The sequence below is a fragment of the Mesorhizobium sp. M0317 genome, assembly GCF_040321555.1.
In the GTDB taxonomy this organism is placed as follows: Bacteria; Pseudomonadota; Alphaproteobacteria; order Rhizobiales; family Rhizobiaceae; genus Mesorhizobium.
Map to the genome: position 1 here is coordinate 90,799 of NZ_JAMYRV010000014.1, position 22,120 is coordinate 112,918.

General features: G+C 62.0%; 24 protein-coding genes. 11 read left to right on the forward strand and 13 right to left on the reverse strand.

What is annotated here, in order from left to right; genetic code table 11:
- Positions 1 to 8: 8 nt before the first annotated feature.
- Positions 9 to 869, forward strand: coding sequence for an SMP-30/gluconolactonase/LRE family protein (locus tag NKI88_RS13130; RefSeq protein ID WP_352655497.1), 861 nt, complete (start codon positions 9 to 11; stop codon positions 867 to 869).
- Positions 870 to 887: 18 nt separating this feature from the next.
- Here NKI88_RS13130 and NKI88_RS13135 read toward each other — a convergent pair whose 3' ends face one another.
- Together NKI88_RS13135 and NKI88_RS13140 are read right to left on the reverse strand one after the other, a co-directional pair.
- Positions 888 to 2,609: a SulP family inorganic anion transporter gene (locus NKI88_RS13135; protein ID WP_023819281.1), complete on the reverse strand. Its 1,722-nt coding sequence runs from the start codon at positions 2,607 to 2,609 to the stop codon at positions 888 to 890.
- 79 nt (positions 2,610 to 2,688) lie between these two features.
- Positions 2,689 to 2,958, reverse strand: coding sequence for a helix-turn-helix domain-containing protein (locus tag NKI88_RS13140; protein ID WP_023673276.1), 270 nt, complete (start codon positions 2,956 to 2,958; stop codon positions 2,689 to 2,691).
- Positions 2,959 to 3,037: 79 nt separating this feature from the next.
- Between NKI88_RS13140 and NKI88_RS13145 the strand changes: the two genes are divergently transcribed.
- Positions 3,038 to 3,229, forward strand: a complete 192-nt coding sequence (locus tag NKI88_RS13145; protein ID WP_156940690.1) for a hypothetical protein — start codon at positions 3,038 to 3,040, stop codon at positions 3,227 to 3,229.
- A 16-nt stretch (positions 3,230 to 3,245) separates the two neighbouring features.
- On the opposite strand, the gene NKI88_RS13150 is transcribed toward NKI88_RS13145, so the two are convergent.
- Positions 3,246 to 3,956 (reverse strand): phosphatase PAP2 family protein, encoded by a 711-nt coding sequence (locus tag NKI88_RS13150; RefSeq protein ID WP_023701943.1) that lies wholly within the window; start codon positions 3,954 to 3,956, stop codon positions 3,246 to 3,248.
- Positions 3,957 to 3,960: 4 nt separating this feature from the next.
- Positions 3,961 to 4,302 carry a hypothetical protein gene (locus tag NKI88_RS13155; protein WP_023681268.1) on the reverse strand — a complete coding sequence of 114 codons (342 nt, stop codon included), beginning with the start codon at positions 4,300 to 4,302 and terminating at the stop codon, positions 3,961 to 3,963.
- A 230-nt stretch (positions 4,303 to 4,532) separates the two neighbouring features.
- On the opposite strand from NKI88_RS13155, the gene NKI88_RS13160 reads away from it, so the two are divergent.
- On the forward strand, positions 4,533 to 4,757 hold the full coding sequence (locus NKI88_RS13160; protein ID WP_023687518.1) for a hypothetical protein: 225 nt from the start codon (positions 4,533 to 4,535) through the stop codon (positions 4,755 to 4,757).
- Positions 4,758 to 4,837: 80 nt separating this feature from the next.
- Here the strand turns inward: NKI88_RS13160 and NKI88_RS13165 are convergent, their stop codons facing one another.
- The 3 genes from NKI88_RS13165 to NKI88_RS13175 all read right to left on the reverse strand — a co-directional run bounded on the left by NKI88_RS13165 (position 4,838) and on the right by NKI88_RS13175 (position 7,596).
- Positions 4,838 to 5,518 carry a GNAT family N-acetyltransferase gene (locus NKI88_RS13165; RefSeq protein ID WP_352655500.1) on the reverse strand — a complete coding sequence of 227 codons (681 nt, stop codon included), beginning with the start codon at positions 5,516 to 5,518 and terminating at the stop codon, positions 4,838 to 4,840.
- The gene (locus NKI88_RS13170) at positions 5,515 to 6,000 is read right to left on the reverse strand and encodes a MarR family winged helix-turn-helix transcriptional regulator (protein ID WP_352655502.1); all 486 of its coding nucleotides are present in this window, start codon (positions 5,998 to 6,000) and stop codon (positions 5,515 to 5,517) included. The genes NKI88_RS13165 and NKI88_RS13170 overlap by 4 nt, the downstream gene beginning before the upstream one ends.
- A gap of 393 nt (positions 6,001 to 6,393) precedes the next feature.
- Entirely contained in the window at positions 6,394 to 7,596 is a 1,203-nt protein-coding gene (locus NKI88_RS13175; protein ID WP_352655504.1) for a flavin-containing monooxygenase, read from the reverse strand.
- A 133-nt stretch (positions 7,597 to 7,729) separates the two neighbouring features.
- Between NKI88_RS13175 and NKI88_RS13180 the strand changes: the two genes are divergently transcribed.
- Positions 7,730 to 8,761 (forward strand): phosphatidylglycerol lysyltransferase domain-containing protein, encoded by a 1,032-nt coding sequence (locus tag NKI88_RS13180; protein WP_023739828.1) that lies wholly within the window; start codon positions 7,730 to 7,732, stop codon positions 8,759 to 8,761.
- Between the two features lie 192 nt (positions 8,762 to 8,953).
- Here NKI88_RS13180 and NKI88_RS13185 read toward each other — a convergent pair whose 3' ends face one another.
- Positions 8,954 to 9,715: an ABC transporter permease gene (locus NKI88_RS13185; RefSeq protein ID WP_023681263.1), complete on the reverse strand. Its 762-nt coding sequence runs from the start codon at positions 9,713 to 9,715 to the stop codon at positions 8,954 to 8,956.
- Complete coding sequence (locus NKI88_RS13190; protein WP_023692970.1) at positions 9,712 to 10,638, reverse strand: ABC transporter ATP-binding protein; 927 nt, start codon at positions 10,636 to 10,638, stop codon at positions 9,712 to 9,714. The genes NKI88_RS13185 and NKI88_RS13190 overlap by 4 nt, the downstream gene beginning before the upstream one ends.
- Positions 10,639 to 10,907: 269 nt before the next feature.
- On the opposite strand from NKI88_RS13190, the gene NKI88_RS13195 reads away from it, so the two are divergent.
- On the forward strand, positions 10,908 to 12,269 hold the full coding sequence (locus NKI88_RS13195; protein WP_023739829.1) for a cytochrome ubiquinol oxidase subunit I: 1,362 nt from the start codon (positions 10,908 to 10,910) through the stop codon (positions 12,267 to 12,269).
- Positions 12,270 to 12,377: 108 nt separating this feature from the next.
- Positions 12,378 to 13,382, forward strand: a complete 1,005-nt coding sequence (locus NKI88_RS13200; protein WP_023739830.1) for a cytochrome d ubiquinol oxidase subunit II — start codon at positions 12,378 to 12,380, stop codon at positions 13,380 to 13,382.
- A 246-nt stretch (positions 13,383 to 13,628) separates the two neighbouring features.
- On the opposite strand, the gene msrA is transcribed toward NKI88_RS13200, so the two are convergent.
- From msrA to NKI88_RS13215, 3 genes are all read right to left on the reverse strand, one after another.
- Positions 13,629 to 14,354, reverse strand: a complete 726-nt coding sequence (gene msrA, locus NKI88_RS13205; RefSeq protein WP_023681259.1) for a peptide-methionine (S)-S-oxide reductase MsrA — start codon at positions 14,352 to 14,354, stop codon at positions 13,629 to 13,631.
- Between the two features lie 111 nt (positions 14,355 to 14,465).
- Entirely contained in the window at positions 14,466 to 14,750 is a 285-nt protein-coding gene (locus NKI88_RS13210; RefSeq protein WP_352655507.1) for a hypothetical protein, read from the reverse strand.
- A 79-nt stretch (positions 14,751 to 14,829) separates the two neighbouring features.
- Positions 14,830 to 15,531 carry a DUF1223 domain-containing protein gene (locus NKI88_RS13215; protein ID WP_502909454.1) on the reverse strand — a complete coding sequence of 234 codons (702 nt, stop codon included), beginning with the start codon at positions 15,529 to 15,531 and terminating at the stop codon, positions 14,830 to 14,832.
- A 194-nt stretch (positions 15,532 to 15,725) separates the two neighbouring features.
- Between NKI88_RS13215 and NKI88_RS13220 the strand changes: the two genes are divergently transcribed.
- Positions 15,726 to 16,097, forward strand: a complete 372-nt coding sequence (locus NKI88_RS13220) for an endonuclease domain-containing protein (protein WP_352655509.1) — start codon at positions 15,726 to 15,728, stop codon at positions 16,095 to 16,097.
- 139 nt (positions 16,098 to 16,236) lie between these two features.
- Entirely contained in the window at positions 16,237 to 18,042 is a 1,806-nt protein-coding gene (lepA, locus tag NKI88_RS13225) for a translation elongation factor 4 (protein WP_352655511.1), read from the forward strand.
- Between the two features lie 12 nt (positions 18,043 to 18,054).
- On the opposite strand, the gene NKI88_RS13230 is transcribed toward lepA, so the two are convergent.
- Positions 18,055 to 20,769, reverse strand: coding sequence for an Hsp70 family protein (locus tag NKI88_RS13230; protein ID WP_352655513.1), 2,715 nt, complete (start codon positions 20,767 to 20,769; stop codon positions 18,055 to 18,057).
- 67 nt (positions 20,770 to 20,836) lie between these two features.
- Here NKI88_RS13230 and NKI88_RS13235 point away from each other — a divergent pair, with 67 nt between their 5' ends.
- The 3 genes from NKI88_RS13235 (at position 20,837) to NKI88_RS13245 (ending at position 21,853) form a co-directional block, all read left to right on the forward strand.
- Positions 20,837 to 21,082: a hypothetical protein gene (locus NKI88_RS13235; RefSeq protein WP_352655515.1), complete on the forward strand. Its 246-nt coding sequence runs from the start codon at positions 20,837 to 20,839 to the stop codon at positions 21,080 to 21,082.
- Complete coding sequence (locus NKI88_RS13240) at positions 21,079 to 21,210, forward strand: hypothetical protein (RefSeq protein WP_352655517.1); 132 nt, start codon at positions 21,079 to 21,081, stop codon at positions 21,208 to 21,210. The genes NKI88_RS13235 and NKI88_RS13240 overlap by 4 nt, the downstream gene beginning before the upstream one ends.
- 295 nt (positions 21,211 to 21,505) lie before the next feature.
- Positions 21,506 to 21,853 carry a hypothetical protein gene (locus NKI88_RS13245; RefSeq protein ID WP_352655519.1) on the forward strand — a complete coding sequence of 116 codons (348 nt, stop codon included), beginning with the start codon at positions 21,506 to 21,508 and terminating at the stop codon, positions 21,851 to 21,853.
- Positions 21,854 to 22,120: the final 267 nt, after the last annotated feature.

Here is a 22,120-nt window from a genome sequence, read left to right on the forward strand (position 1 = left end):
ACCTGGCAGTGAAAACCCTCATCACCTCGATTTGCGTCGCCGCCTTCGGTATCGCGCTCGCACCTGCGGCCGAGGCCGCCGAACTCTGGCGCGCCTCGGGCTTCGAGCAACCGGAATCGGCGCTGTTCGACGCCGCCAACAATCGCATCATCGTCTCCAACATCGTCGGCAATCCCGGGGAGGCCGACGGCAACGGCTATCTCTCGGTGCTGTCGCTGGACGGCAAGATCATTAGCCAGCACTGGACCGACGGCATGGATGCACCAAAAGGCTCGGCGATCTCCGGCGGCAAGCTCTACGTCGCCGATATCACCAAGGTGCGCATCGTCGATCTCGCCAGCGGCAAGCTGGTCTCGACCATCGATGTGCCCGGCGCCGTGTTCCTCAATGACGTGACATCGGACAGTTCGGGCAAGGTCTATGTCACCGACATGCTGGCCGATGCGATCTATCGTATCGACGGCAACAAGCCGGACCTGTTCGTGAAGGATGCGAAGCTCGCCGCGCCCAACGGCATCTTTGCCGATGGAGGTCGGCTGATCGTGGCGTCCTGGGGCAAGGGCATCAAGCCTGATTTCAGCACCGTCGAACCCGGCGGCCTGCTGTCGGTCGATCTCGCCAGCAAGGCAATCACACCGCTGCCCGGCGCGCAAAACTTCGCCGACCTCGATGGCGTCGTCGCCATCGGCGACAGCATCTACGCCACCGCCTACATGACCGGCAGGCTCTATCGCTACAAGGTTGGCGGCACGCCGGAGGCTGTGGCGCAGTTCAAGCCGGGCAGCGCCGACATCGGCACCGACGGCAAATCCGTGATCTATGTGCCGCTGATGAACGAAGGCAAGATCGCGGTGCTGAGCCTGGACTGACGGCGCACATTTGCCGGCTCAGCCAACGGGCGCGGTTTTGAGTTGCGCCCGCGAATCCTTGATCGAGGCGGCAAAGGTCACCAGCGGCCGCTTGACGCCGTGGTTGATCAGCATGCGCCGTGTCTGCGGCGAGGCACCGGCGATGATGAAACGCACCCCTGCGCGCTTCGCCTTGTGCGCCGCGCCCTCGATGACATTGGCCGCGGTGGAATCGAAGAACGGCACCGCCGAGCAATCGAGGATGAAGTTCTTGCGCTGGTCGGCGATGCGGTCGAGCACCGTGCCGACAGTCGAGGCGGCGCCGAAGAAGAAGGCGCCGGAGATGCGATAGACGACGGTGTCGGCGTCGCTTGCCTCGCTTGCATCGTAGGCGCGGCCGCTGCTGTCGGCGACATCGTCCTGCACCAGCGGCAAATCCGCCTCCACGGCGATCGACTTGGCCATGCGGTCGATGAACAGGATCGAGCCTAGCGCGAAGCCGACGACGATGCCTTCGGTGAGATCGCGGAAGACGACGATCAGGAAGGTTGCCATCAGCACCAGGGCGTCGCCGCGCGAAGCGCGCAGCAACGTGGCGAAGGCCTGCTTCTCGAACATGTTCCAGCAGACAACCGCCAGCACCCCGGCAAGGGCGGCAAGCGGGATGTAGCTCGCCATTGGTGCGGCCACCAGCATGAAGACCAGCAGAAAAAGCGAATGCAGCATGCCGGAAACCGGCCCATGCGCGCCGGCCCGCACATTGGTGGCGGTGCGGGCGATGGTGCCGGTGGTGCAGATGCCACCGAACAGGGCAGACGCGATGTTGGCAAAGCCTTGCGCGACAAGCTCGCAATTGGAACGGTGCCGCCGCCCGGTCATGCCATCGGCGACCACGGCCGAGAGCAGCGATTCGATGGCGCCGAGCAGCGCAAAAGCCACCGCATCCGGCAGCACCGCAAGCGCCTTGTCGAGGCTGAGCGCCGGCAGCGCCGGAAATTGCAGGCTGCGCGGAATGCCGCCATAGCGGGTGCCGATCGTTTCCGCCGGCAGCGAAAGCAGCGCCACGACAAGGGAGGCCAGTCCGACGGCGATCAGCATGCCCGGCCAGCCGGGCCGCCAGCGCTTCACCCCGACGATGGTGGCGATGGTCAGCGCCGCCACCAGCGTTGCCGAGATATTGAGCGTGCCGGCCGCGTGGCCGATCGCCATCAGCTTCGGCAGCAGCGGCCCGGGCTCCGGCCCGGCAAGCCTCAGCCCGAACAGTTCGACGATCTGGCCGGAGAAGATGATGATCGAGATGCCGGCGGTGAAGCCGACCGTCACCGGGTAAGGGATGAATTTGATATAGGTTCCGAGCCGGAGATAGCCGATGGCGAGCAGGAAGATGCCGGCCATCATCGTCGCCAGCAGCAGTCCGTCGACGCCTTCGCGCTGCACCGTCGCCGCCACCAGCACGATGAAGGCGCCGGCCGGGCCGCCGATCTGGAAGCGGCTGCCGCCGAGCGCCGAGACGATGAAGCCGCCGACAATGGCGGTGAACAGGCCGCGCTCCGGCGTCACGCCCGAAGCAATCGCAATCGCCATCGACAGCGGCAACGCGACAATAGCGACGGTCAGCCCGGCCATGAAGTCGGCCTTGAACTGCGGCAGGCGGTAACCTTCGCGCCAGACCGTCACCAGCTTGGGCGTGAACAGCTCTGAAAATGTCGGCTTTGCCGACTTCTGGGCCGGTTGATGCACTGCCCGCCGGATCTGATCCATGGACTGCCTTCCGCTTGCGTGAAGGCGGCGGGATCGTCGGCAGGACTGTCGGCGGTCGCCGTCGCGACTATATGCCGGCTCAGCCTTGCGGGTTCGGCGGCGCGACCGGCTTGAGGCGCACGCCCCGGCCGCCGCGCTCGCTGGTCTGGTTCTCGCCGATGAGCTCCACCCCGGCCTCGTCGAGAGCCTGGATAACCTTCATCAGCGTATCGACCACACCCCTGACCACGCCGTCACTCGCTTCCATGCGCTGGATTGTCGGAAGCGAAACGCCGGCACGCTCGGCGAGCGTCTTCTGATCGATGCCGGCCAGCGCCCTCGCGGCGCGCATCTGGGCGGCAGTGATCATCGGTCGGAACCCCCGTCTGAGTCTGCGGAGACGACGTGTAATACAATCATAGTGATGTTTCAACCATCATAAAGCATACATGAAACATGATCTCTCCACAAAGCCGGATGGCGGGATACGGGATGAGCATGCTACGCTACCGCCTTGGCTCTTACTGGCGGGGGAATATCAGTTGAATATTTTCAGGACCTTGACGACGTCGGCAGCCTTGCTGTCGGCGGTTTTTCTGCTGGCAGGCTGCGGACACGGGCTGATCAACCGGCTGATTTGAATGTCGCTCCGGATCGTCAGTCTTCGGGCTCGTTGCCATCGGCCACCGCCTTGTTCCGCTGCAGCATTCGCGCCGCCAGCCAGCACAGCGTCGCCCAGGTGAAGCCGGCGCACCATCCCGCCAGCACGTCGGAAGGCCAGTGGACGCCTAGATAGACGCGGCTGACGCCGACCAGCAGCGTTACCAGCACCGCCAGGCTGAGGACATAGATTTTCGTCGTTCGTCCCGGCAGGAAGCGCGCTGCGAGCGAGCCTAGCGTGAGATAGGTCACCGCCGACAGCATGGCGTGGCCGCTGGGAAACGACAGCGACGTCTCGTTCGCCAGGTGCGAGACAAGATCGGGGCGCGGCCGGTCGATGCCGGCCTTGAGCAAGGTCGACAGCAGCTGCCCGCCGGCCACCGCGACAAAGATCAGCAGCGCCGTCCTCGGCCTACGGATCAGCAGGAGGTAGACGATCACCGCCGTTACGATCAGCGCCAGCACGCTGGAGCTGCCGAGGCTGGTGATGTCGCGCATCGCGCCTTCCAGCCATGCCGGGCCGACGGGAACATCCGGCTGACCCACTTTTCGGAAAGCGAGCAGGATCTCAGTATCGAAAGCGTGCGGCGTGGTGGCCCGCGCCACCTCCATCAGTTCCTCGAAGCCCCACAGCCCGGCGGCTATCACCAGCCCGGCCAGCAGCACCGGAAATTCAAGCCAGTTGGTGAACGCACGCGGGGTCTTCATCGGATTACAGTCGCCCCTGCAGGTAAGGCCCGAGCGAGATCAGCACCACCGCCGCGATGGCCAGCACGATGCCGGTCGCCTGCAAGGCATTGACGCGTTCGCCGAAGAACACCAGCGCCACCACATTGACCGCCACCAGCTGGATCACCGCCGACAGGCTGAACGAGACCGACATGCCGAACTCACGAACCAGCCGCAGCATCATCAGATTGCCCGCCGTATAGAGCGCCAGTGTCAGCACGATCTTGCCAAGGCTTGGCGCCAGCCCCCATTGCTTGGCCGCGATGGCCGCCAGCAGGAAGATCACCGTCGAAATGACGAGCTGCGCCAGTCCCCAGAAACTCACTTTTGTGCCTCGCTGTCCTTTGTGGCAGCTCTTGTTTCGCAAGCGTGGCGGCACGTCAAGCAGACTGCGGCGGAACAGGCCACGGCCGAGGTGCTGAATGAATGGCAGCGCGATCGCGGTCTGACTGCCACGCTCGGTCGGATTCGTGCAAACCCAGGCAGCTGCGCTCAAGCATTGGAAAAGAATGGACTTTTAAACATGGCGTCCTACGTCTTCTGGAGGAGACTGCGATGCCAAAGTCCGTCTATGACCGTGGCCTGCTGAAACCCGACGACATCGCCAGGCTGCAACGCGTGTTCGACGAAGCCTGCCGCAGGCGCGACGTGCATCCCGATTCCGCGGATGCGCGGGAGATCGCGCTGAACCTGCTTGCGCTGCACAATGCCGGCATGGTCGAGGAAGATATGCTTATGGAAACCGTGGGTTTCCGCCGGTTGGAGCCGAAATCAGCCTGAGGCCCGCAAGGCGGCCTGGAGCAATTCCAGGAAAAGTGTGAAGCGGTTTTCCGTCCGGAATTGCGTAAAAATAAAGGCCTCTAGCCGGCGCGCTGCACGACGGCCACATTCATCTCTGCCCGCAGCCTGAAGCCGATGGATTCGTACAACCCAACCGCGCCGGCATTGCTGGCATAGGCATGCAGGTAGGGAACTTCGCCGCGCGCAAAAATTCGGTTGGCCACGAACACCGACAGCAGCCGGCCGAGGCCGCTGCCGCGAAATTCGGGATGCGAGCAGACGCCGCTGAGTTCGCTGTAGCCGGGCTGCTTCATGCGCTCGCCGGCCATCGCCGCCAGCCGGCCGTCGATCTTCACGCCCCAGAACTCGCCGAGGCTCAGCGCCTTGAGCGTGAACGGGCCGGGCTTGGTCAGTGACGCCAAAGCAAGCATCTCGGCCGCGTCGTCCTGCGTCAGCTGCTGTACACGCTCGTCCGACACGGAAGGCAATGGCGCCTCGGCAGCCATCTGAACGCCGAAGGCGGTCACGGTCGCGGTCAGTTCCGGCGGCAAGGCAATGGGGTCCGCCTGGAGCATGAACACGCTCTCACCTGCAGGAATGAGGCTTGCGAGCGCCTGCAGGCTCTCAGCGTCGTCTGCCCCGGAAGCCGCGAAGGGGACGATCGAGGAGGGATAGCGCCTGGCGAGCCTGTCGCCATACGCAAAGATCCGATGCCGCGTGTCGAGCGCGCTCCAGACCGGACGATCGAGGACATGGCTCATGGCGCGACATCCTGTTTCACACGACGGTCGAGCGGGGCCGCGGCCAGGCCGTCCTCCATTGCCGAGAGTTGTTCGAGAAGCGGCCCTGCAAGGCCTTTGCACAAGTCGGCAACGGCGTTCTCGATGCGCGGCCAAACGTCTCGCTTCGCCTTATCGACCAGGCGCTGGCCGTTCGCGGTCAGCGAGATCATCCTGCGGCGCTGGTCGTCGTCCGATGGCGCGGCCTCGACCAGCCCCAACTCGGCCAGCAGCGCCACGCTGCGCGTCACCCCCGGCTGGGTGATCCCCAGTGACTGCGCCAGCTCGCCGACAGGCAGCGGCCCGAGCCGGTCGAGCGCGGCCAGCAGAGGATACTGGCTGGACTGCACCGGCACCTCCAGCCCATCGAGCATGCGCTGCGTATCGGTCTGCAAATGCTCGCCGATACGCTTCAGCCTGCTGCCGAGGGTGAGGTAGCCAAGGGATCGAATGATGTCTTCCATGGGTGATCCGCCTGCTGGATAACCATAACATGTTATATAACGATGCAATGAACGAATTCAAGCGCCTGCTTTGGAGGTTGGCCGCTCGCATCTCGACTTCGTCATCCTTGGGCGAAGCAGGAGCGAAGCTCCGTCGCGGAGACCCAGGGATCATGCCTTGGCCGTGGAAGCAGCGGAGCAGAACCTGCAACGCAGCGTAGCTCAGAAGTCACGGCATGGATCCTCGGGTCTGCGCCGCGTCGCTACGCTCCTTGCTTCGCCCGTGGATGACGACGGGATGGCGTTCGCCCAATCGCCAGGATATTCGATCCCGTCTTGCAGATGCGTTGAACCACCAGTCCGCGCCACAGCAGCAGCCCGAAGTGCGGTGGTTCTCCGTCCAGAAGCGCTCGTCTACAACCCCTTGGCGATCTGACGGGCAATCGCTTCGGCCTGCAAGCCGGCGCTGTGAAAATAGCTGGTCAGGCTTGGCCGCATGCCGATGAACCACAGGCCGGGCTGGCCGCCCGGGGTGCCGCCATTGGCCTTCGGCACGCCCTTGGCGTCGAGCACGCCGAGATCGCCCAGCATGGCCTCCAGGCCGGTGCGATAGCCGGTTGCCGCGATCACCACATCCGGCTCGAGCACCGTGCCGTCGTTCAGCCGCACGCCGGCGCCTTCGAAAGCCGCCACCGGCGCCACCACCGAAATCCGTCCGGCCTTCAGCGCGGCGACGGCGCCGTCGTCAACGGCAATAGCGATCTGCTCGACGCCGAGCCGGCTGGCGCCGCCCTTCGGCGCCGGCGGCAGGCCGAAGCGGGTGAGGTCGCCGAACACCAGCCGCTGCGTCGCGGCAATCGCGGCATCGGCAATCCACGTCGGCAGCATCGCCATGAAACCGCCGAAGCGCGCCACGGCGACCTTGCCGATCCGCTTGGGCATCAGCGATGGACCTTGCCTGGCCGACAGCCACACGGCTTTCGCGTCGGCGCGGGCGAGGTGGTTGAGGACGTCGAAGCCGGAATTTCCGGCCCCGACTATCAGCACTTTTTTGCCCGCATAGTCGTCCGCCGTGCCGAAGTCGGCGGCGTGGATCAGTTTGCCCGAAAAGGAGGCCTTGCCCGGCCAGTCCGGCGTCCATGGCAAGCGGTCGCGGCCGGTGGCGACGATGACATTGCGGGCGCTCAGCGTTTCCCGGCCCGTATGGACGAGCCAGCCATTGCCTCTGCGTTCGATCCGCTCGACGGCGGTGCCGAATTCGACCCTTATGCCGCGCGCGCGGGCAAAATCCTCGAGATAACCGACGATGGCATCCTTGTTCGGAAAGGCGGCGGTGCGTGGCGGATAGGCAAGGCCGGGCAGGGCCGATAGCGCGCGATGCGTGTTGAGGGTCAGCTTCTCGTGCCGCCCTCGCCACGGTTCGGCGATCCGCGGCTCCTTTTCAAGCACGACGACCCGCACGCCGCGCCGGCCAAGCGCGTCGGCGGCCGCCAGCCCCGCCGCTCCGGCGCCGATGACGATAACCGTATAGTCGGGTCCTTTCGGCCCCAGGACGATAGGCATCGTTTCGCTTGTCGTAGCCGCCATTCGGTCGAGATTTCCTTTCAGGTGCGCCATGGGGACCCGTCCTATATGGCACGTCCCATATGGCACAGGGGCGATATGATCGATAATGAGGTCGCGTCAATGCGACTGATTCGAGGCCTTGGGGGCAAGCCTCTGTTTATCATCGGCACGCGGAAGCTCGACCATGCCCTCCTTGCGCATCTTTCTCGACAGACTGCTGGAGGGCGCCGCAGCCAAGGTGCCGCGCCAGGATTTTTCGCATGTCGAGCGGCTGGCGCTTGTCCGCCAGCACGGCGACTTCTCGCTGGCCTATTCGACCGCCGTGCAGCAAAAACTGTCCTATTTCGGCGACGCCGACGGCTACATCGCCTTCGGCACCAAGATGAAGCACCATTTCGCGCTCGGTGACCCGGCCGCCCATCCGGCCGATCGGCCCGACTATATCAGGCGCTTTGTCGAAGCCGCCGACAGCCCGTGGTTCGTGCAGATCGGCGAACCGACGGCGCGCGTTCTGGCAGGGCTCGGCTACCAGGTCAACCGCCTCGGCGTCGACACGCGGCTGGAGCTGCCGGCTCACGATTTTTCCGGCAAGCGCAACGAAACCGTGCGCTATTCCGAACGCTGGCTCTTGAAGAAGGGGTTTTCCTTTGGCGAAGGAGCGGTCTATCTCGACGAGGTCCAGCGCCTGTCACAGAACTGGCGGGCCGACCGCATCGTCAAGCGCTGGGAGATGGCGTTCCTCAACCGCCCCTTTGCCGATCATCTCGGCATCGATATGCGCCGTTTCGTGCTCTACAGCCCGGAAGGCGAGCTCGTCGCTCTGCTCGATTTCGATCCGATGTTCCGGGATGGCAAGGTGATCGGCTATACCACCTCGTTCAAGCGCAAGCACATCGATGCCTCGCCGCATGCCGAAATCGGGCTGACCAAATTCGCCGTCGACCGGTTTCGCAATGAGGGCATTTCGGTCGTCACGCTCGGCCTGTCGCCGATGCTCGATGTCGGAGCCAACAGCTTTGCCGAATCGAGCTTCTGGCGCAACGCCTTCGAGCGGGCCTATGAGTCGCCCTGGGTCAACCGCAGCAAGTTCAACCTCAAGGGCCAGGCGGCGTTCAAGCGCCGCTTCCATGGCGTCGAAGAACCGACCTACATCGCCTTCCGCGAGGGCAGGCTGATCGAGATGCTGGGGTTGCTGCGCCTCATCAAGGCGATCTAGCAAGAAGCGTGGCGGCCAACGTGGCCAATTTGCCCCCAGCAAAACTGTTGATTTGACCGGCGCACGGGCGATCGCCTATTTGCATGTCGCTCAAAAGTGGTCCCGATTTGAGCAAACGACATGCATAAAAACAAAGACCTAATGCGCGTCGCCTGAGTCCGTTCAAACGCGACGCGCTTTAGAGCGGCAGGGTCAGTTGCGCAGCCGGTAGCCGGTGCGGAAGATCCAGGCGACGATGGCGATGCAGATGGCGAGGAACACCATCGTCATGCCCAGGCTGACGGCGACCGAGACATCGGACTTGCCGTAAAAGCTCCAGCGGAAACCGCTGATCAGGTAGACGACCGGGTTGAACAGCGTCACCGTGCGCCAGGTCTCGGGCAGCATGTTGATCGAATAGAAGCTGCCGCCGAGGAAGGTCAGCGGCGTGATGATCAACAGCGGCACCAGCTGCAATTGCTCGAAGCTTTTCGCCCATATGCCGATGATGAAGCCGAACAGGCTGAAGGTCACCGCCGTCAAGACAAGGAAGGCCAGCATCCAGAACGGATGCTGGATGGTGAGCGGCACGAACAGCGAGGCCGTCGCCAGGATGATCAGGCCGAGGATGATCGACTTGGTCGCGGCGCCGCCGACATAGGCGATGACGATCTCCAGATACGACACCGGCGCCGACAAGAGCTCGTAGATGGAGCCGACGAATTTCGGGAAATAGATGGCAAAGGAGGCGTTGGAGATCGACTGCGTCAACAGCGACAGCATGATCAGGCCGGGCACGATGAAGGCGCCGTAGCTGATGCCGTCGATCTCGGTGATGCGCGAGCCGATGGCCGAGCCGAAGACGACGAAATAAAGCGATGTCGAGATCACCGGCGAGACGATGCTCTGCAGCACGGTGCGGAACGCACGCGCCATCTCGACCCGGTAGATCGCCCATACTGCTCGCCAATTCATGGCTCTTGCCTCAACAGATTGACGAAGATCTCCTCGAGCGAGCTGTTTTGCGTGTCCATGTCGCGGAACTGGATGCCGGCCGTCTCGAGTTCGCGCAGCAGCGATGCGACGCCGGGGCGTTCGCTCTGGTTGTCATAGGTGTAGGTCAGCTGTGTGCCATCGCCCGACAGCTCCAAGGCGTAGTGCGAGAATGCATCGGGAATGGCGGTGAGCGGGTTGCGCAATTCGACGATCAGGCGCTTGCGGCCGAGCTTGCGCATCAGTTCGGCCTTGCCCTCCACCAGGATGATCTCGCCGCGGTTGATGACACCGACACGGTCGGCCATCGCCTCGGCCTCTTCGATATAGTGCGTGGTGAGGATGATGGTGACGCCATCGTCGCGCAGCCGCCGCACCATCGCCCACATGTCCTGGCGCAGTTCGACGTCGACGCCGGCCGTGGGTTCGTCGAGGAACAGGATGCGCGGCTCATGTGACAGCGCCTTTGCAATCATCAGCCGCCGCTTCATGCCGCCCGACAGCGTGATCGCCTTGGCGTCCTTCTTGTCCCACAACGACAGGTCGCGCAGCACCTTTTCGACGAAGCCCGGATTGGGCGCCTTGCCAAACAGGCCGCGGCTGTAGGTTACGGTTGCCCAGACGCTCTCGAACGCGTCGATGGTCAGCTCCTGCGGCACCAGCCCGATCAGGCTGCGCGCGGCGCGGTAGTCTCGGTTGATGTCGTGGCCGTCGACGGTCACCGTTCCCGACGAACGGTTGACGATGCCGCAGACGATCGAGATGAGCGTCGTCTTGCCGGCGCCGTTCGGCCCCAGCAGCGCGAAAATCTCGCCGCGTTCGATGTCGAGGTTGATTTCCTTCAGCGCCTTGAAGCCGGTGGCGTAGGTCTTGGTGACCCCGGAAATCGAAATGATGGAAGGCAAATTAGTGGAAGACATGAGGCCGAAAACGACTGTTTGAAAGAGGCGGGGATTATTATTGCGCTGAATGTCGGTGCGCACGGCGCGAAGTCAATGCCGCTGCTGACAATTGTGAACAAACGTTCCCCTTTTGCCGTTTCGTCATGGGGGTATCGGGGCACTGACGGATTGATCCCATCTGCTGCGACAACGCGCCCCGCGTGACGCCAAGCCGCTTTGACCGGACCGCATCCGCCGCCTATTCTGCGCTAACAACAGCAGCCGGAGCCCGCATGGACCCGCTCATCCTGTCGCGAATGCAGTTCGGGGCGAATATCTCGTTCCACATCCTGTTTCCGACCATCACGATTGCGCTTGGCTGGGTGCTGCTGTTCTTCAAGCTCCGCTACAACGCCACCAATGATTCCGCCTGGATGCGCGCCTATTTCACCTGGGTGAAAGTGTTCGCGCTGTCCTTCGCCATGGGCGTGGTCTCCGGCGTCACCATGAGCTTCCAGTTCGGCACCAACTGGCCGGGCTATATGGAAAAGGTCGGCAACATCGCCGGGCCGCTGCTTGCCTACGAGATCCTCACCGCCTTCTTCCTCGAAGCGGCCTTCCTCGGCATCATGCTGTTCGGCTTCCGCCGCGTCTCCAACCGCGTCCACACGCTGGCGACGGTATTGGTCGCCGGCGGCACCACGCTGTCGGCCTTCTGGATCATCGCGCTGAACTCCTGGATGCAGACGCCGGCCGGCTTCGAGATGATCGACGGCAAGGCGCATCCCGTCGACTGGTGGGCGATCGTCTTCAACCCGTCCATGCCCTACCGTCTGACGCATATGCTGCTTGCCTCCGGCCTGACGGTGTCGTTCCTGATCGCCGGCTTGTCGGCGCTGCGCTACCTCACCGGCGACCGGTCGGAATCGATGTGGAAGGCGCTGCGCACCGGCGTCTTCACCGCCGCCATCCTAATCCCGATCCAGATCTTCGCCGGCGACCAGCACGGGCTGAACACGCTGGAGCACCAGCCGCAGAAGATCGCCGCCATGGAGGCGAACTGGAACACCGGCCCCAACGTGCCGCTGGTGCTGTTTGCGCTGCCCGACGAGGCGGCGAAGGAAAACAAATTCGAGATCGCCATTCCCGACGGCGCCAGCCTGGTGCTGCGCCACGCCACCAGCGGTATCGTGCCGGGGCTCAACGACTATCCCGGCCTGCACCCGCCGGTGTTCCCAGTGTTCTGGGGCTTCCGCATCATGGTCGGCACCGGCATTTTGATGCTCATCGTCTCGTGGTCGGCGACCTTCTTCCTCAAGCGCCGCCACAGCCTGCCGAGGCCGCTGGCCATGCTGATGGTGCCGATGGCGCTGTCGGGCTGGCTGGCGACGCTGGCCGGCTGGTACACCACCGAAATCGGCCGCCAGCCCTGGCTGGTCACCGGCGTGCTGAAAACCGCCGACGCTATCGGCCCGGTCGCCGGCAGCCATGTCGCGCTGACGCTCGCCATCTATCTCCTCCTCTATGTGCTGCTGCTGATCGCCTATCTTGGCGTGCTGGTGCACCTGGCGCTGAAGGCCGCCAAGGACGGCGATACCTCGCCGCTGCCGGGCGTCATGAAGACGGCGATGTCGCAACCGGCCGCAGCGGAGTGAGGAATGGTCCGCGTAGCGGACGAAAAGCCAACGATTTGGCTTTTCGAATGACGAACGCCCGGAGCAATAGCGAAGGGCAGAACCGTTGATGAGAGGGATGACAGACCGATGAGCTTCGACTGGCCAACCGCGCTGCCCCTGATCTTCGCCGGCCTGATGGGCCTCGCCATCCTGATCTACGTCATTCTCGACGGTTTCGATCTCGGCATCGGCATCCTGTTCTCGGTCGCCGAAGATGCCGAGCAGGACACCATGATCGCGGCAATAGGCCCGTTCTGGGATGCCAACGAGACCTGGCTGGTGCTGGCCGTCGGCCTGCTCCTGGTCGCCTTTCCGCTGGCGCATGGCGTCATCCTCACCGCGCTCTACATTCCGGTCTTCGTGCTTTTGGTTGGCCTCATCCTGCGCGGCGTCGCCTTCGATTTCCGCGCCAAGGTGCCCGCCGGCAAGAAGCACCGCTGGAACCGCATTTTCTTCCTCGGTTCCGTCATCGCCTCGCTGGCGCAAGGCTATATGCTCGGCGTCTATGTGCTTGGCCTCGATGTCGGTTTTGGCGGCATCGCTTTCGGGGCGCTGGTGGCGCTCTGCCTGTCGGCGGCCTATGCAGCGATGGGCGCGGCCTGGGTCATCTACAAGACCGAGGGCGAATTGCAGAGGAAGGCGGTGGCCTGGCTGCGCACGGCCCTGGTGCTGACCGCGCTCGGCATGGCGGCGGTGTCGCTGGCGACCCCATTTGCCAGTCCGCGCATCTTCGCCAAATGGTTCGTCTGGCCCGAAATGCTCTATCTGTCGCCGCTGCCGATCCTGTCGGCGCTGCTGTTCCTGTGGCTGTGGCGGCAGACCTTCCACCTGCCCAAGCCCGACGATCGCCACGCGCTGCGGCCGTTCCTGACGCTCGCCGCCATCTTCGCGCTCGGCTTTGCCGGGCTTGCCTGGTCGTTCTACCCCTTCGTGGTGCCCGAGAGGCTGACCATCTGGCAGGCGGCGTCGGCGACGGAAAGCCTGGCCATCATCCTCGCCGGCACGGTGGTCGTGCTGCCGGTGATCATCTTCTATTCGTTCTATGCGTATCGGGTGTTTGGGGGCAAGGCGACGGATCTGACGTATGATTGAAGGGCTCTCTAATCGCGGTTTGCGCGAGGCACCCCCCTCTGGCCTGCCGGCCATCTCCCCCTCAAGGGGGGAGATCAGCTCCTCACTGCGGCCTTCGCCAACCTTGCAAGATGAGCACCGTCAGCGACGCTGCCAATCTCCCCGCATGAGGGGGAGATGCCCGGAAGGGCAGAGGGGGGTGCTGTCCCGCTGGCGTCTCAGGTAGGGCGTCGCCGCTCTCTGCGTCCGGCCAAGTCCTATCGCCCCTCAGCTCTTCCCCGCCAGCACCAGCACCGGTTTCTCGCTGTACAACCCCGGGAACAGCGACTTCAAATTCGCCACCTTGGGCAGGTCGTTGTAGACGATGTAGGGGTAGGTCGGGTTCAGCGTCAAAAAGTCCTGGTGATATTCCTCGGCCGGATAGAAGGTTTTGCCCGTCTCCAGCGTGGTGACGATGGGCTTGGCAAACACCTTCGCCTGGTCGAGCTGGGCGATGTAGCTCTGGGCGATCTTCTGCTGCGCATCGTTCTCGGCAAAGATGGTCGAGCGGTACTGGGTGCCCGAGTCGGGGCCCTGGAAGTTCAACTGCGTCGGGTTGTGGGCGACCGAGAAATAGACCTGCAGCAGCTGGCCGTAGGTCACCTTGGACGGATCGTAGGTGATCTCGACCGATTCGGCGTGGCCGGTGCGGCCGCTGCCCACCGTTTCGTAGACGGCGTCATCCTTGGCGCCGCCGGTGTAGCCGGAGACGGCCTTGGTCACGCCCTTGACGTGCTGGAACACGCCCTGCACGCCCCAGAAGCAGCCGCCGGCGAAGATAGCCTTCTCGCTGCCGCTGGCGGCCTTCTCGTCCACTGCCGGCGGCGGGATCACCACCGCGTCCTCGGCCGAACGCGCCGGGCTCTGCCAGAAGGCAGCCGCCGCGGCGGCGACGATGAGCGCGGCAAGCGCGCTCTTGAAGATCGGCGTTCTCGTCCTTGCAATGCCGGTCATGTCTGATCTCCTTGATGGTGGCGAAGACTATACGACAGAACGTCCCGCCTGGTTTCTCAAATTGCCGTGCGCCGGCCCGGCCATTGTGCGGCCGGGCCATGGGACCAAGCCTTATTGCGCGGGCGCCATGGCGTCCGCCGGCTTCATCGCATCCGTTGCGGGCTTCATCGCATCAACCGGCTTCATGGCGTCGGTGGCGGGTTTCATTGCATTCGTCGCCATTGGGTCGGCGGGCTTCATGGCACCGGTCGCCGGCGCCATGGCATCGGTCACGGGCTTCATCGCATCGGTGGCCATCGCCGGCTTCATGGCGTTGGTCGCTTCGTCGGCGCTGGCGCCGGCGGCGAAGGCGGTCATCGAAAGCGCAAAAGCGAGCGCGGTCAGGGTCTTGGTCATGATGGTATTTCCTCCTTGAAGAGGGCGCGCGGATGCGAGCCCGGTTATGCCGCGCTAGCGGCGTTGCGTAGAAAAAGAATCAGTCGGCGGCTGCAGCCAGGATCGGCCCACCACCCGGCGACTGCACCAGCACCGCGGTGCTCAGCCCGCCGCTTGCCGCCGGCAGCGGCAGTGTGGTGGCGTCGCCGCTCCAGCTGCCGAGTTTCTCCAGCGAGTGCACGACATTGGCATGCGGCAGCGTGCGCCCGGTATTCTCGCCGCGCGCCACCGGCACTTCGATGACGCCCTTGTTGTAGCGAACCAGCCAGACATCGGCGCGGCCGGCCGGCGCGGAACCGGCGCCGATGCTGATCTTGCCGCCGTCGAGCGACAGCATCGGCCCGTTCGTGTGACCGCTCGCGGAAATCAGCTGCTCGATCTCGCCGGGCGCTACACCCACCGCATCGGCACCGCCATTGACCACCACCTGCGGCGTGAACGGGCCGGAGCGGCCGAGCGACGGCTCATAGCGCACCTGGCGCTGGGTAAATTCCTCGCGGCCGAAAATGTCTTTCCAGCCGAGATAGTCCCAGTAGGTGACGTTGAACGACAGCGCCAGAACGCCCGGCTCGTCCTTGACCTTGATCAGATTGGCATTGGCCGGCGGGCAAGACGAACAGCCCTGGCTGGTGAACAATTCGACCACGGTGAGCGGCTGGGCGAAGGCGGCGCCGCCAAGCATCATCAGCGCCGCGCCTACGGCAGCCAGCATGCCGGCGCGTTTTGGGTTAAGTCCAGTCATCGGGGGTCTCCGTTGCGGCGGGTTCATCCCACACTTCGTCGCTGCCCGAGGCTTCGTTACATGGTTCACCGCTTCGTGATTGGGGGCGGACGCGTCGTTGCCTTCTCCCCTTGTGGGAGAAGGTGGATCGGCGCGAAGCGCCGAGACGGATGAGGGGTGTTCCAGCGGAGTGAGACGTTGGTTAATCTAACGTCATGCCACATCAGCCCGTCGCTCCTGCCAAACGAAACTTTGCCCGTTCGCTCCGACGTGAAATGACGGAGGCGGAAGACAAACTGTGGCACGAACTACGTGACCGCAGGCTCGATCGGATTAAATTTCGGCGCCAAGTTCCTGTTGGAAAATACGTCACCGATTTCGCTTGTCTTGAATCACTCCTCATCATCGAGATCGATGGGAGTCAGCATGCGGACTCAGAGTCAGACCAGGCCCGTAGAACGGAACTGGAGGCGAGAGGCTTTCGTGTGTTGCGCTTTTGGAACGACGATGTCCTGAAAGACATGGACAGCGTCTGCACCACGATAATCGCTTATGTAAGGGATGTCAGTTTGCAGCCATGGCGGTGAAAGAACGCCGGCGTCAAGCTGGAACACCCCTCATCCGTCTCGGCGCTGCGCGCCGATCCACCTTCTCCCACAAGGGGAGAAGGCAAGGGCACCGCCACCCCGCTTGCCCCTGCAACCCGCCCCTGCTAAAGCGCGCGCCATGAGCACGCCTCTCGACCACATCCGCAATTTCTCCATCGTCGCCCATATCGACCATGGCAAATCCACGCTTGCCGACCGGCTGATCCAGTCCACCGGCGGGCTGGAGCTGCGCGACATGAAGGAGCAGGTGCTGGACTCGATGGACATCGAGCGCGAGCGCGGCATCACCATCAAGGCGCAGACGGTGCGGCTGAAATACCGCGCCAACAATGGCGAGGACTTTATCCTCAACCTGATCGACACGCCCGGCCATGTCGACTTCGCCTATGAAGTGTCGCGTTCGCTCGCCGCCTGCGAGGGCTCGCTGCTGGTCGTCGACGCCTCCCAAGGCGTCGAGGCGCAGACGCTGGCCAATGTCTACCAGGCGATCGACAACAATCACGAGATCGTCGTGGTGCTGAACAAGGTCGACCTGCCGGCCGCCGAGCCCGAGCGCATCCGCGAGCAGGTCGAGGAAGTCATCGGCATCGACGCCTCCAACGCCGTGCTGATCTCGGCCAAGACCGGCCTGGGCATTCCCGATGTGCTGGAGGCCATCGTCCACCAGCTGCCGCCGCCGCGCGAAGGCGATGCCTCGGCACCCCTGAAAGCCATGCTGGTCGACAGCTGGTACGACGCCTATCTCGGCGTCATCGTTCTGGTGCGCATCATCGACGGCGTGCTGAAAAAGGGCGCGACCATCCGCATGATGGGCACCGGCGCAAAACACCTGGTCGAGCGCACCGGCGTGTTCACGCCCGCCCGCATCAATGTCGACGAGCTCGGCCCCGGCGAGTTCGGCTTCTTCACCGGCTCGATCAAGGAAGTGGCCGACACCCGCGTCGGCGACACCATCACCGAGGACAAGCGCCAGACCGCGCATGCTTTGCCCGGCTTCAAGCCGGCGCAGCCGGTGGTGTTCTGCGGCCTGTTCCCGGTCGACGCCGCCGATTTCGAGGATCTGCGCGCCGCCGTCGGCAAATTGCGCCTCAACGATGCCAGCTTCTCCTATGAAATGGAAACCAGTGCTGCGCTCGGCTTCGGCTACCGCTGCGGCTTCCTTGGCCTGCTGCATCTCGAAATCATCCAGGAGCGGCTGGAGCGCGAGTTCAACCTCGACCTGATCGCCACGGCGCCGAGCGTCGTCTACCGGCTGCTGCTTACCGACGGCTCGACGAAGGAGCTGCACAACCCGGCCGACATGCCCGACGTGGTGAAAATCTCAGCGATCGAGGAGCCGTGGATTCGCGCCACCATCCTGACCCCCGACGACTATCTCGGCGGTATCCTGAAACTCTGCCAGGACCGGCGCGGCATCCAGGCCGACCTGTCCTATGTCGGCAAGCGCGCCATGCTGATCTACGATTTGCCGCTCAACGAAGTCGTCTTCGACTTCTATGATCGCCTAAAATCGATCTCCAAGGGCTACGCCTCGTTCGACTATCACCTGACCGACTATAAGGAAGGCGATTTGGTGAAGATGTCGATCCTGGTCAATGAAGAGCCGGTCGACGCGCTGTCGATGCTGGTCCACCGCACGGCGGCGGAAAAGCGCGGCCGCCAGATGTGCGAGAAGCTGAAGGAGCTGATCCCGAACCACCTCTTCAAGATTCCGATCCAGGCCGCGATCGGCGGCAAGGTCATCGCCCGCGAAACCATCTCGGCGCTGCGCAAGGACGTCACCGCGAAGTGCTATGGCGGCGACGTCTCGCGCAAACGCAAGCTGCTGGACAAGCAGAAAGAGGGCAAGAAGCGGATGCGCCAGTTCGGCAAGGTGGATATTCCGCAGGAGGCGTTTATCCAGGCGCTGAAGATGGGGGATTGATCCTTAATTGCATCAACGCTTCGTCATTTGTAGGCCATGACTTATCCTAGATTCTTTATCTTGTGACCGGCAGCCCTTCACCAGCGCCCAAAGCGCAGCTAGGTTGCCATCGGCGCTTACAATAATTTCCGGCCGCTCTTGGACAGCGTTGAAGGCATAGTTCTCCGCCTTAACGCTATCAAACATATATAGATCTGGCGGTTTGCCGTCGCCCGAAAATGAGTTGAGGCCCCAGATATACAGCGGGCTCATGTCCAATGCTGTTCCAGATCCCGCGTCAATCAAAAGAATTTGGTCTTTGGAGAAGGATAGGCCCCCGCGATAGTTGTAAAGGTCGACAAACGGCTCGTTGGCTCCTCTGAGATTTCGAAACACTCCCTCATACTCAGCAGAGAAAGCCCGCTGATTAACCTCCTCAAAATATCCGAATAAGACGTTTCGAAGCCCATCCAAGACAATGTTGCAAACCGGACGTAATATCCGACCGAAATCCAAATTTGCTTCTTTTTCGTGTTTCTCTTTAGGAATTTCACTTACAGCTTCGTCAACAAGTGTAAAGTATGGTTTCTCCAGAAGCTTGCTCGCTGGCAAGTTTCGCCGATCGGCTTGCGGTACCTTTCCTAGCGTCTCCCGCAGCAATGCCCAAAGCGGGCCAGCGGATCGATGGGCAAGGTTCTTCAGTAGCGCGCTATTTTGTCGGCCAATCCTAGAGCGATAGTATGAGTATACGGAGAATGCTAAAAAGCACAATGACGACTCCAAGACAGCCCGCCCTCTTTTGAAAAGATTCTCGGACTTCGTCTCTCCCAAATAACGTGCAAGACGAGCTGCTATTGGATATGGCAAGATCGGAACTAGATCGCTCAATTCCCGCCAGTTCGGATCTAGATCCCGTTCTTTGTAGACGTTAACGTCGGCACGAGAGACCAACGAAAACGAAGAGGTGCTACTTCCAAAATCGAAGCCTATGTACGACTCAGCGGCAGAATCTCCTATCGCAGAGGTCATATCCAGAAAAAAAGGGGTACCCTCTACGACAGCCTCGCGCCCCGCATTACCTCGCCCATAAATGAACCTTGGCACCGCAGTGCCATCCTCGCGAACAGTTAGAGCCACGTCGATGGCCTGTCCGAACGATGCATCCTTAGGAGTAGTCAGAACCTTCTGAACCACATTTAGTTGGCCTTCGACGTCGTTAGGATCGAAGGAGGATCGCATAAAATGATATTCGAGCTGGCGGCTCGGCGTGGTTGAAAGCCGAACCTTCCAACGGAGCTCCTGATTGAAGCGAGCGCGCAGGCTACTAGCAGACGGAAGAAGTACAGCGTCTTCGCCCGACTCAATCAAGTTGGTTGGCGAGAGAACTTTGAACTTGCGCAATTCGATCCCGCGACCATTTGGCGATAGCAGAAGACACAGCTTGTTATAAAGGACCGCTTGGAAATCACCCTCACCCTCCGTGTAATAACGCCTCGCACATTCGACGGCCAAGCCTTTCGAAACGATTTCCTGAAAGTTTTCAGAGAGTTCCACGATATCCGCATGAACGAGATCGTCTACAAGGTCTCGCTCTATGAGCTTCTTAAGCCAACCGATATTAGATGAGCCACCGGAAAGAAGAACAACCGAAATAGGGTTTCCTTCCAAATCGCTAGAAGAACGGCGTATTACGTCAACGATTGCAGATCGTAACTTCTTGACCCAAACTTCTTTCTCAAAGATTTCCCTAAGCTCGGCAGCGTCAAGTGATATCTCCGCGTAGTCGGGATCGGCGGCGAACGGCCGTATCGGTATTCTAACTCTTACCGGCACTTTTGCGCCTAAGTTTGCCGAGAGGTCCCAATTAATTATACTGGAACAGATTGCTATTTTGGCTTTCTCGGCAGCCTGAACTATCCGGCCAAAATTTCGGACGAAAGTATGTATCTCCGGATTTATCGTAGGATCATTTGGATCAAGCCGGCTTGAATAATAAGCGTCAAGCGCTTTTCGAACCACTCTATTTCTAACATGCTCTGGAGAGGACTTGAATAGTAGATATTCTGCTGCGATACGCTGGTTTATGAAATAGCCCGCTACGGCTATAGATTTCGCGCCAAAGGGGCGCTGGTTTCGACCACTCTTGCTAATGTCACCTTGCGCCGTGGTCTCAATAACAGAAACATCGAAAGTGCCTCCACCAAAATCCAAAACCAGCGCGACGTGCTTGCGCTTTTCCGATATCAAAGGGTGACGCACCCCGTAACGATAATACTGAAATACGGCAAATGGCTCTGGGAGAAAATCAACCTCCGAGAATTTGTGTAAGATGCGGCGAATATTCGATCGATAGTTTGATATCCACGACTCGCCTGGCAGCGTCGTGTCCTCCAGGGCGAGCGGTTCAGCCACTAGAACGTGTTTTGGTGGGGTGATCGAGTGGTGCAGGGCCCACGATTCGACTGACGAAAGAGCGGAAATCATGAAATCTTGGGCTATACCGACTACAGATCTCTTAAGGTCTTTGGAGACGGCTGTAAGCCGCGAGCTCAACTTTCCATAATCTCCGCCGCCGAGCGCTATTTTGAAGTCATCTATTGGCGGAAAATCTGTATCATCGCTCTCGACGGCGTCGTACCCAATAACAAACCCCTTGGCTCCGTATTTGGTGACTGTCGGCGTAACGTGCAGGCCGTCGACCGGTACTGTACGAACGCTATTTACAAATAACTCTCGATTAGATGCCATCCTACCCGACCCCCATGAATCGTAGCCATCTTTGATTTAATGGCCGGTGAGGGCAAGGGGATAACTAATGCCGGCACTCGGCTGTGGACAATGTCACCAGCGGCTGGGCAATGATTGCGTCGCGGCCGAGTTTCTCACCTTCCTCGCCGGCGAGACCTTGATCATGGCCGGCAATGCGGCGGGGCTGGAGGCCAGCGTGCCTTCCTATGTCGGCGCCATCTCGCTGTTGGCAGCGGCGCTCGTCTTGATAGCGCGTCGAACAACCTTTGCGCTGTGGATGCGGCTCACCGGCGCGCCATCCTGTTTGTCGTGACCGTCGCCATGGTGCTGTGGGGCGCGCCCTTGCTGCCAACCTCGGCGCCGCTGCCCGCCGCCGGCTATCCGTTTTTGGTGCTGACCTTTGCCGGCTGGATATGGACGTTGCTGAAGTCGCCGAGGTGATTGACGCGATCCGGCCGCTGGCGCCGCATGTGAAGTGGGGCAGTAGGGGGCGTAGGGTATCACGAGGCCGCCCCCTCATCCGGCCGCTTCGCGGCCACCTTCTCCCCGCTGGGGATAAGAGGCGAGCACCAGCGCCGAGCGAGCTCCTCTCCCCTCGGGGAGAGGTCGGATTGCCCCGAATTGCCTTTCGCACTTCGGCTGGCAATCCGGGTGAGGGGGACTTGCCTAGCCGTGGCTCTAGGCCCGGCCCTCGCGGCGTGCGACCCTCGCATCTCCGATTCGGAAACCCACCATCATGCTCCGCCTCACCCTTGCCGCCCTTCTCCTCGCCACCCCAACCCATGCCGCCGATATGGCGTTCTTCGTCAAGAACCTGCGCAAGCAGGCTGTGGCGGTGGAGCTGTTCAGCCGTGACCGCAAAATGTCGTGGCCGGGCGGCGACCAGGTGTTTCTGATCGAGCCGAGCTCGCAGAAATCGGTGCCGATCTCGTGCAATTCGGGCGAAAACATCTGCTATGGCGCCTGGGTGAACGGCAATGATGCGGTCTCCGCCGGGGTCGGGCCGGATAACGACCAGCCGTGCGATACATGCTGCTTCATCTGCGTGGAGAAGACGACCGAGACGATCGATCTGGTGGAGTGAGGGGCGGGCGCCGAAGCTGCTGATCTCCCCCCTCGTGGGGGAGATGTCCGGCAGGACAGAGGGGGGCGCGAAGGATCGCCAGCGTATGGATCAGCAAGCCTAAAATTGAAATGACGCGGCTGCAGGAATGAGAGGTCGGCGGGACAGCGCCCCCCTCTGCCTTGCCAGGCATCTCCCCCACGAGGGCATAGGCGCTAAGATAGGTATTGCCCTGCGGAATCGGGTGTGATTCTACACTGCGATGACACACGAATCGCTTGTTGATGA

Bases quoted from the DNA above. Each gene is read 5' to 3' on its own strand.
- NKI88_RS13135 (WP_023819281.1), bottom strand. From the start codon at position 2,609: ATGGATCAGATCCGGCGGGCAGTGCATCAACCGGCCCAGAAGTCGGCA.
- NKI88_RS13140 (WP_023673276.1), bottom strand. From the start codon at position 2,958: ATGATCACTGCCGCCCAGATGCGCGCCGCGAGGGCGCTGGCCGGCATC.
- NKI88_RS13145 (WP_156940690.1), top strand. From the start codon at position 3,038: ATGAAACATGATCTCTCCACAAAGCCGGATGGCGGGATACGGGATGAG.
- NKI88_RS13150 (WP_023701943.1), bottom strand. From the start codon at position 3,956: ATGAAGACCCCGCGTGCGTTCACCAACTGGCTTGAATTTCCGGTGCTG.
- NKI88_RS13160 (WP_023687518.1), top strand. From the start codon at position 4,533: ATGCCAAAGTCCGTCTATGACCGTGGCCTGCTGAAACCCGACGACATC.
- NKI88_RS13165 (WP_352655500.1), bottom strand. From the start codon at position 5,518: ATGAGCCATGTCCTCGATCGTCCGGTCTGGAGCGCGCTCGACACGCGG.
- NKI88_RS13170 (WP_352655502.1), bottom strand. From the start codon at position 6,000: ATGGAAGACATCATTCGATCCCTTGGCTACCTCACCCTCGGCAGCAGG.
- NKI88_RS13175 (WP_352655504.1), bottom strand. From the start codon at position 7,596: ATGGCGCACCTGAAAGGAAATCTCGACCGAATGGCGGCTACGACAAGC.
- NKI88_RS13180 (WP_023739828.1), top strand. From the start codon at position 7,730: ATGCCCTCCTTGCGCATCTTTCTCGACAGACTGCTGGAGGGCGCCGCA.
- NKI88_RS13185 (WP_023681263.1), bottom strand. From the start codon at position 9,715: ATGAATTGGCGAGCAGTATGGGCGATCTACCGGGTCGAGATGGCGCGT.
- NKI88_RS13195 (WP_023739829.1), top strand. From the start codon at position 10,908: ATGGACCCGCTCATCCTGTCGCGAATGCAGTTCGGGGCGAATATCTCG.
- NKI88_RS13200 (WP_023739830.1), top strand. From the start codon at position 12,378: ATGAGCTTCGACTGGCCAACCGCGCTGCCCCTGATCTTCGCCGGCCTG.
- msrA (WP_023681259.1), bottom strand. From the start codon at position 14,354: ATGACCGGCATTGCAAGGACGAGAACGCCGATCTTCAAGAGCGCGCTT.
- NKI88_RS13210 (WP_352655507.1), bottom strand. From the start codon at position 14,750: ATGACCAAGACCCTGACCGCGCTCGCTTTTGCGCTTTCGATGACCGCC.
- NKI88_RS13215 (WP_502909454.1), bottom strand. From the start codon at position 15,531: ATGACTGGACTTAACCCAAAACGCGCCGGCATGCTGGCTGCCGTAGGC.
- NKI88_RS13220 (WP_352655509.1), top strand. From the start codon at position 15,726: ATGCCACATCAGCCCGTCGCTCCTGCCAAACGAAACTTTGCCCGTTCG.
- lepA (WP_352655511.1), top strand. From the start codon at position 16,237: ATGAGCACGCCTCTCGACCACATCCGCAATTTCTCCATCGTCGCCCAT.
- NKI88_RS13230 (WP_352655513.1), bottom strand. From the start codon at position 20,769: ATGGCATCTAATCGAGAGTTATTTGTAAATAGCGTTCGTACAGTACCG.
- NKI88_RS13235 (WP_352655515.1), top strand. From the start codon at position 20,837: ATGCCGGCACTCGGCTGTGGACAATGTCACCAGCGGCTGGGCAATGAT.
- NKI88_RS13245 (WP_352655519.1), top strand. From the start codon at position 21,506: ATGCTCCGCCTCACCCTTGCCGCCCTTCTCCTCGCCACCCCAACCCAT.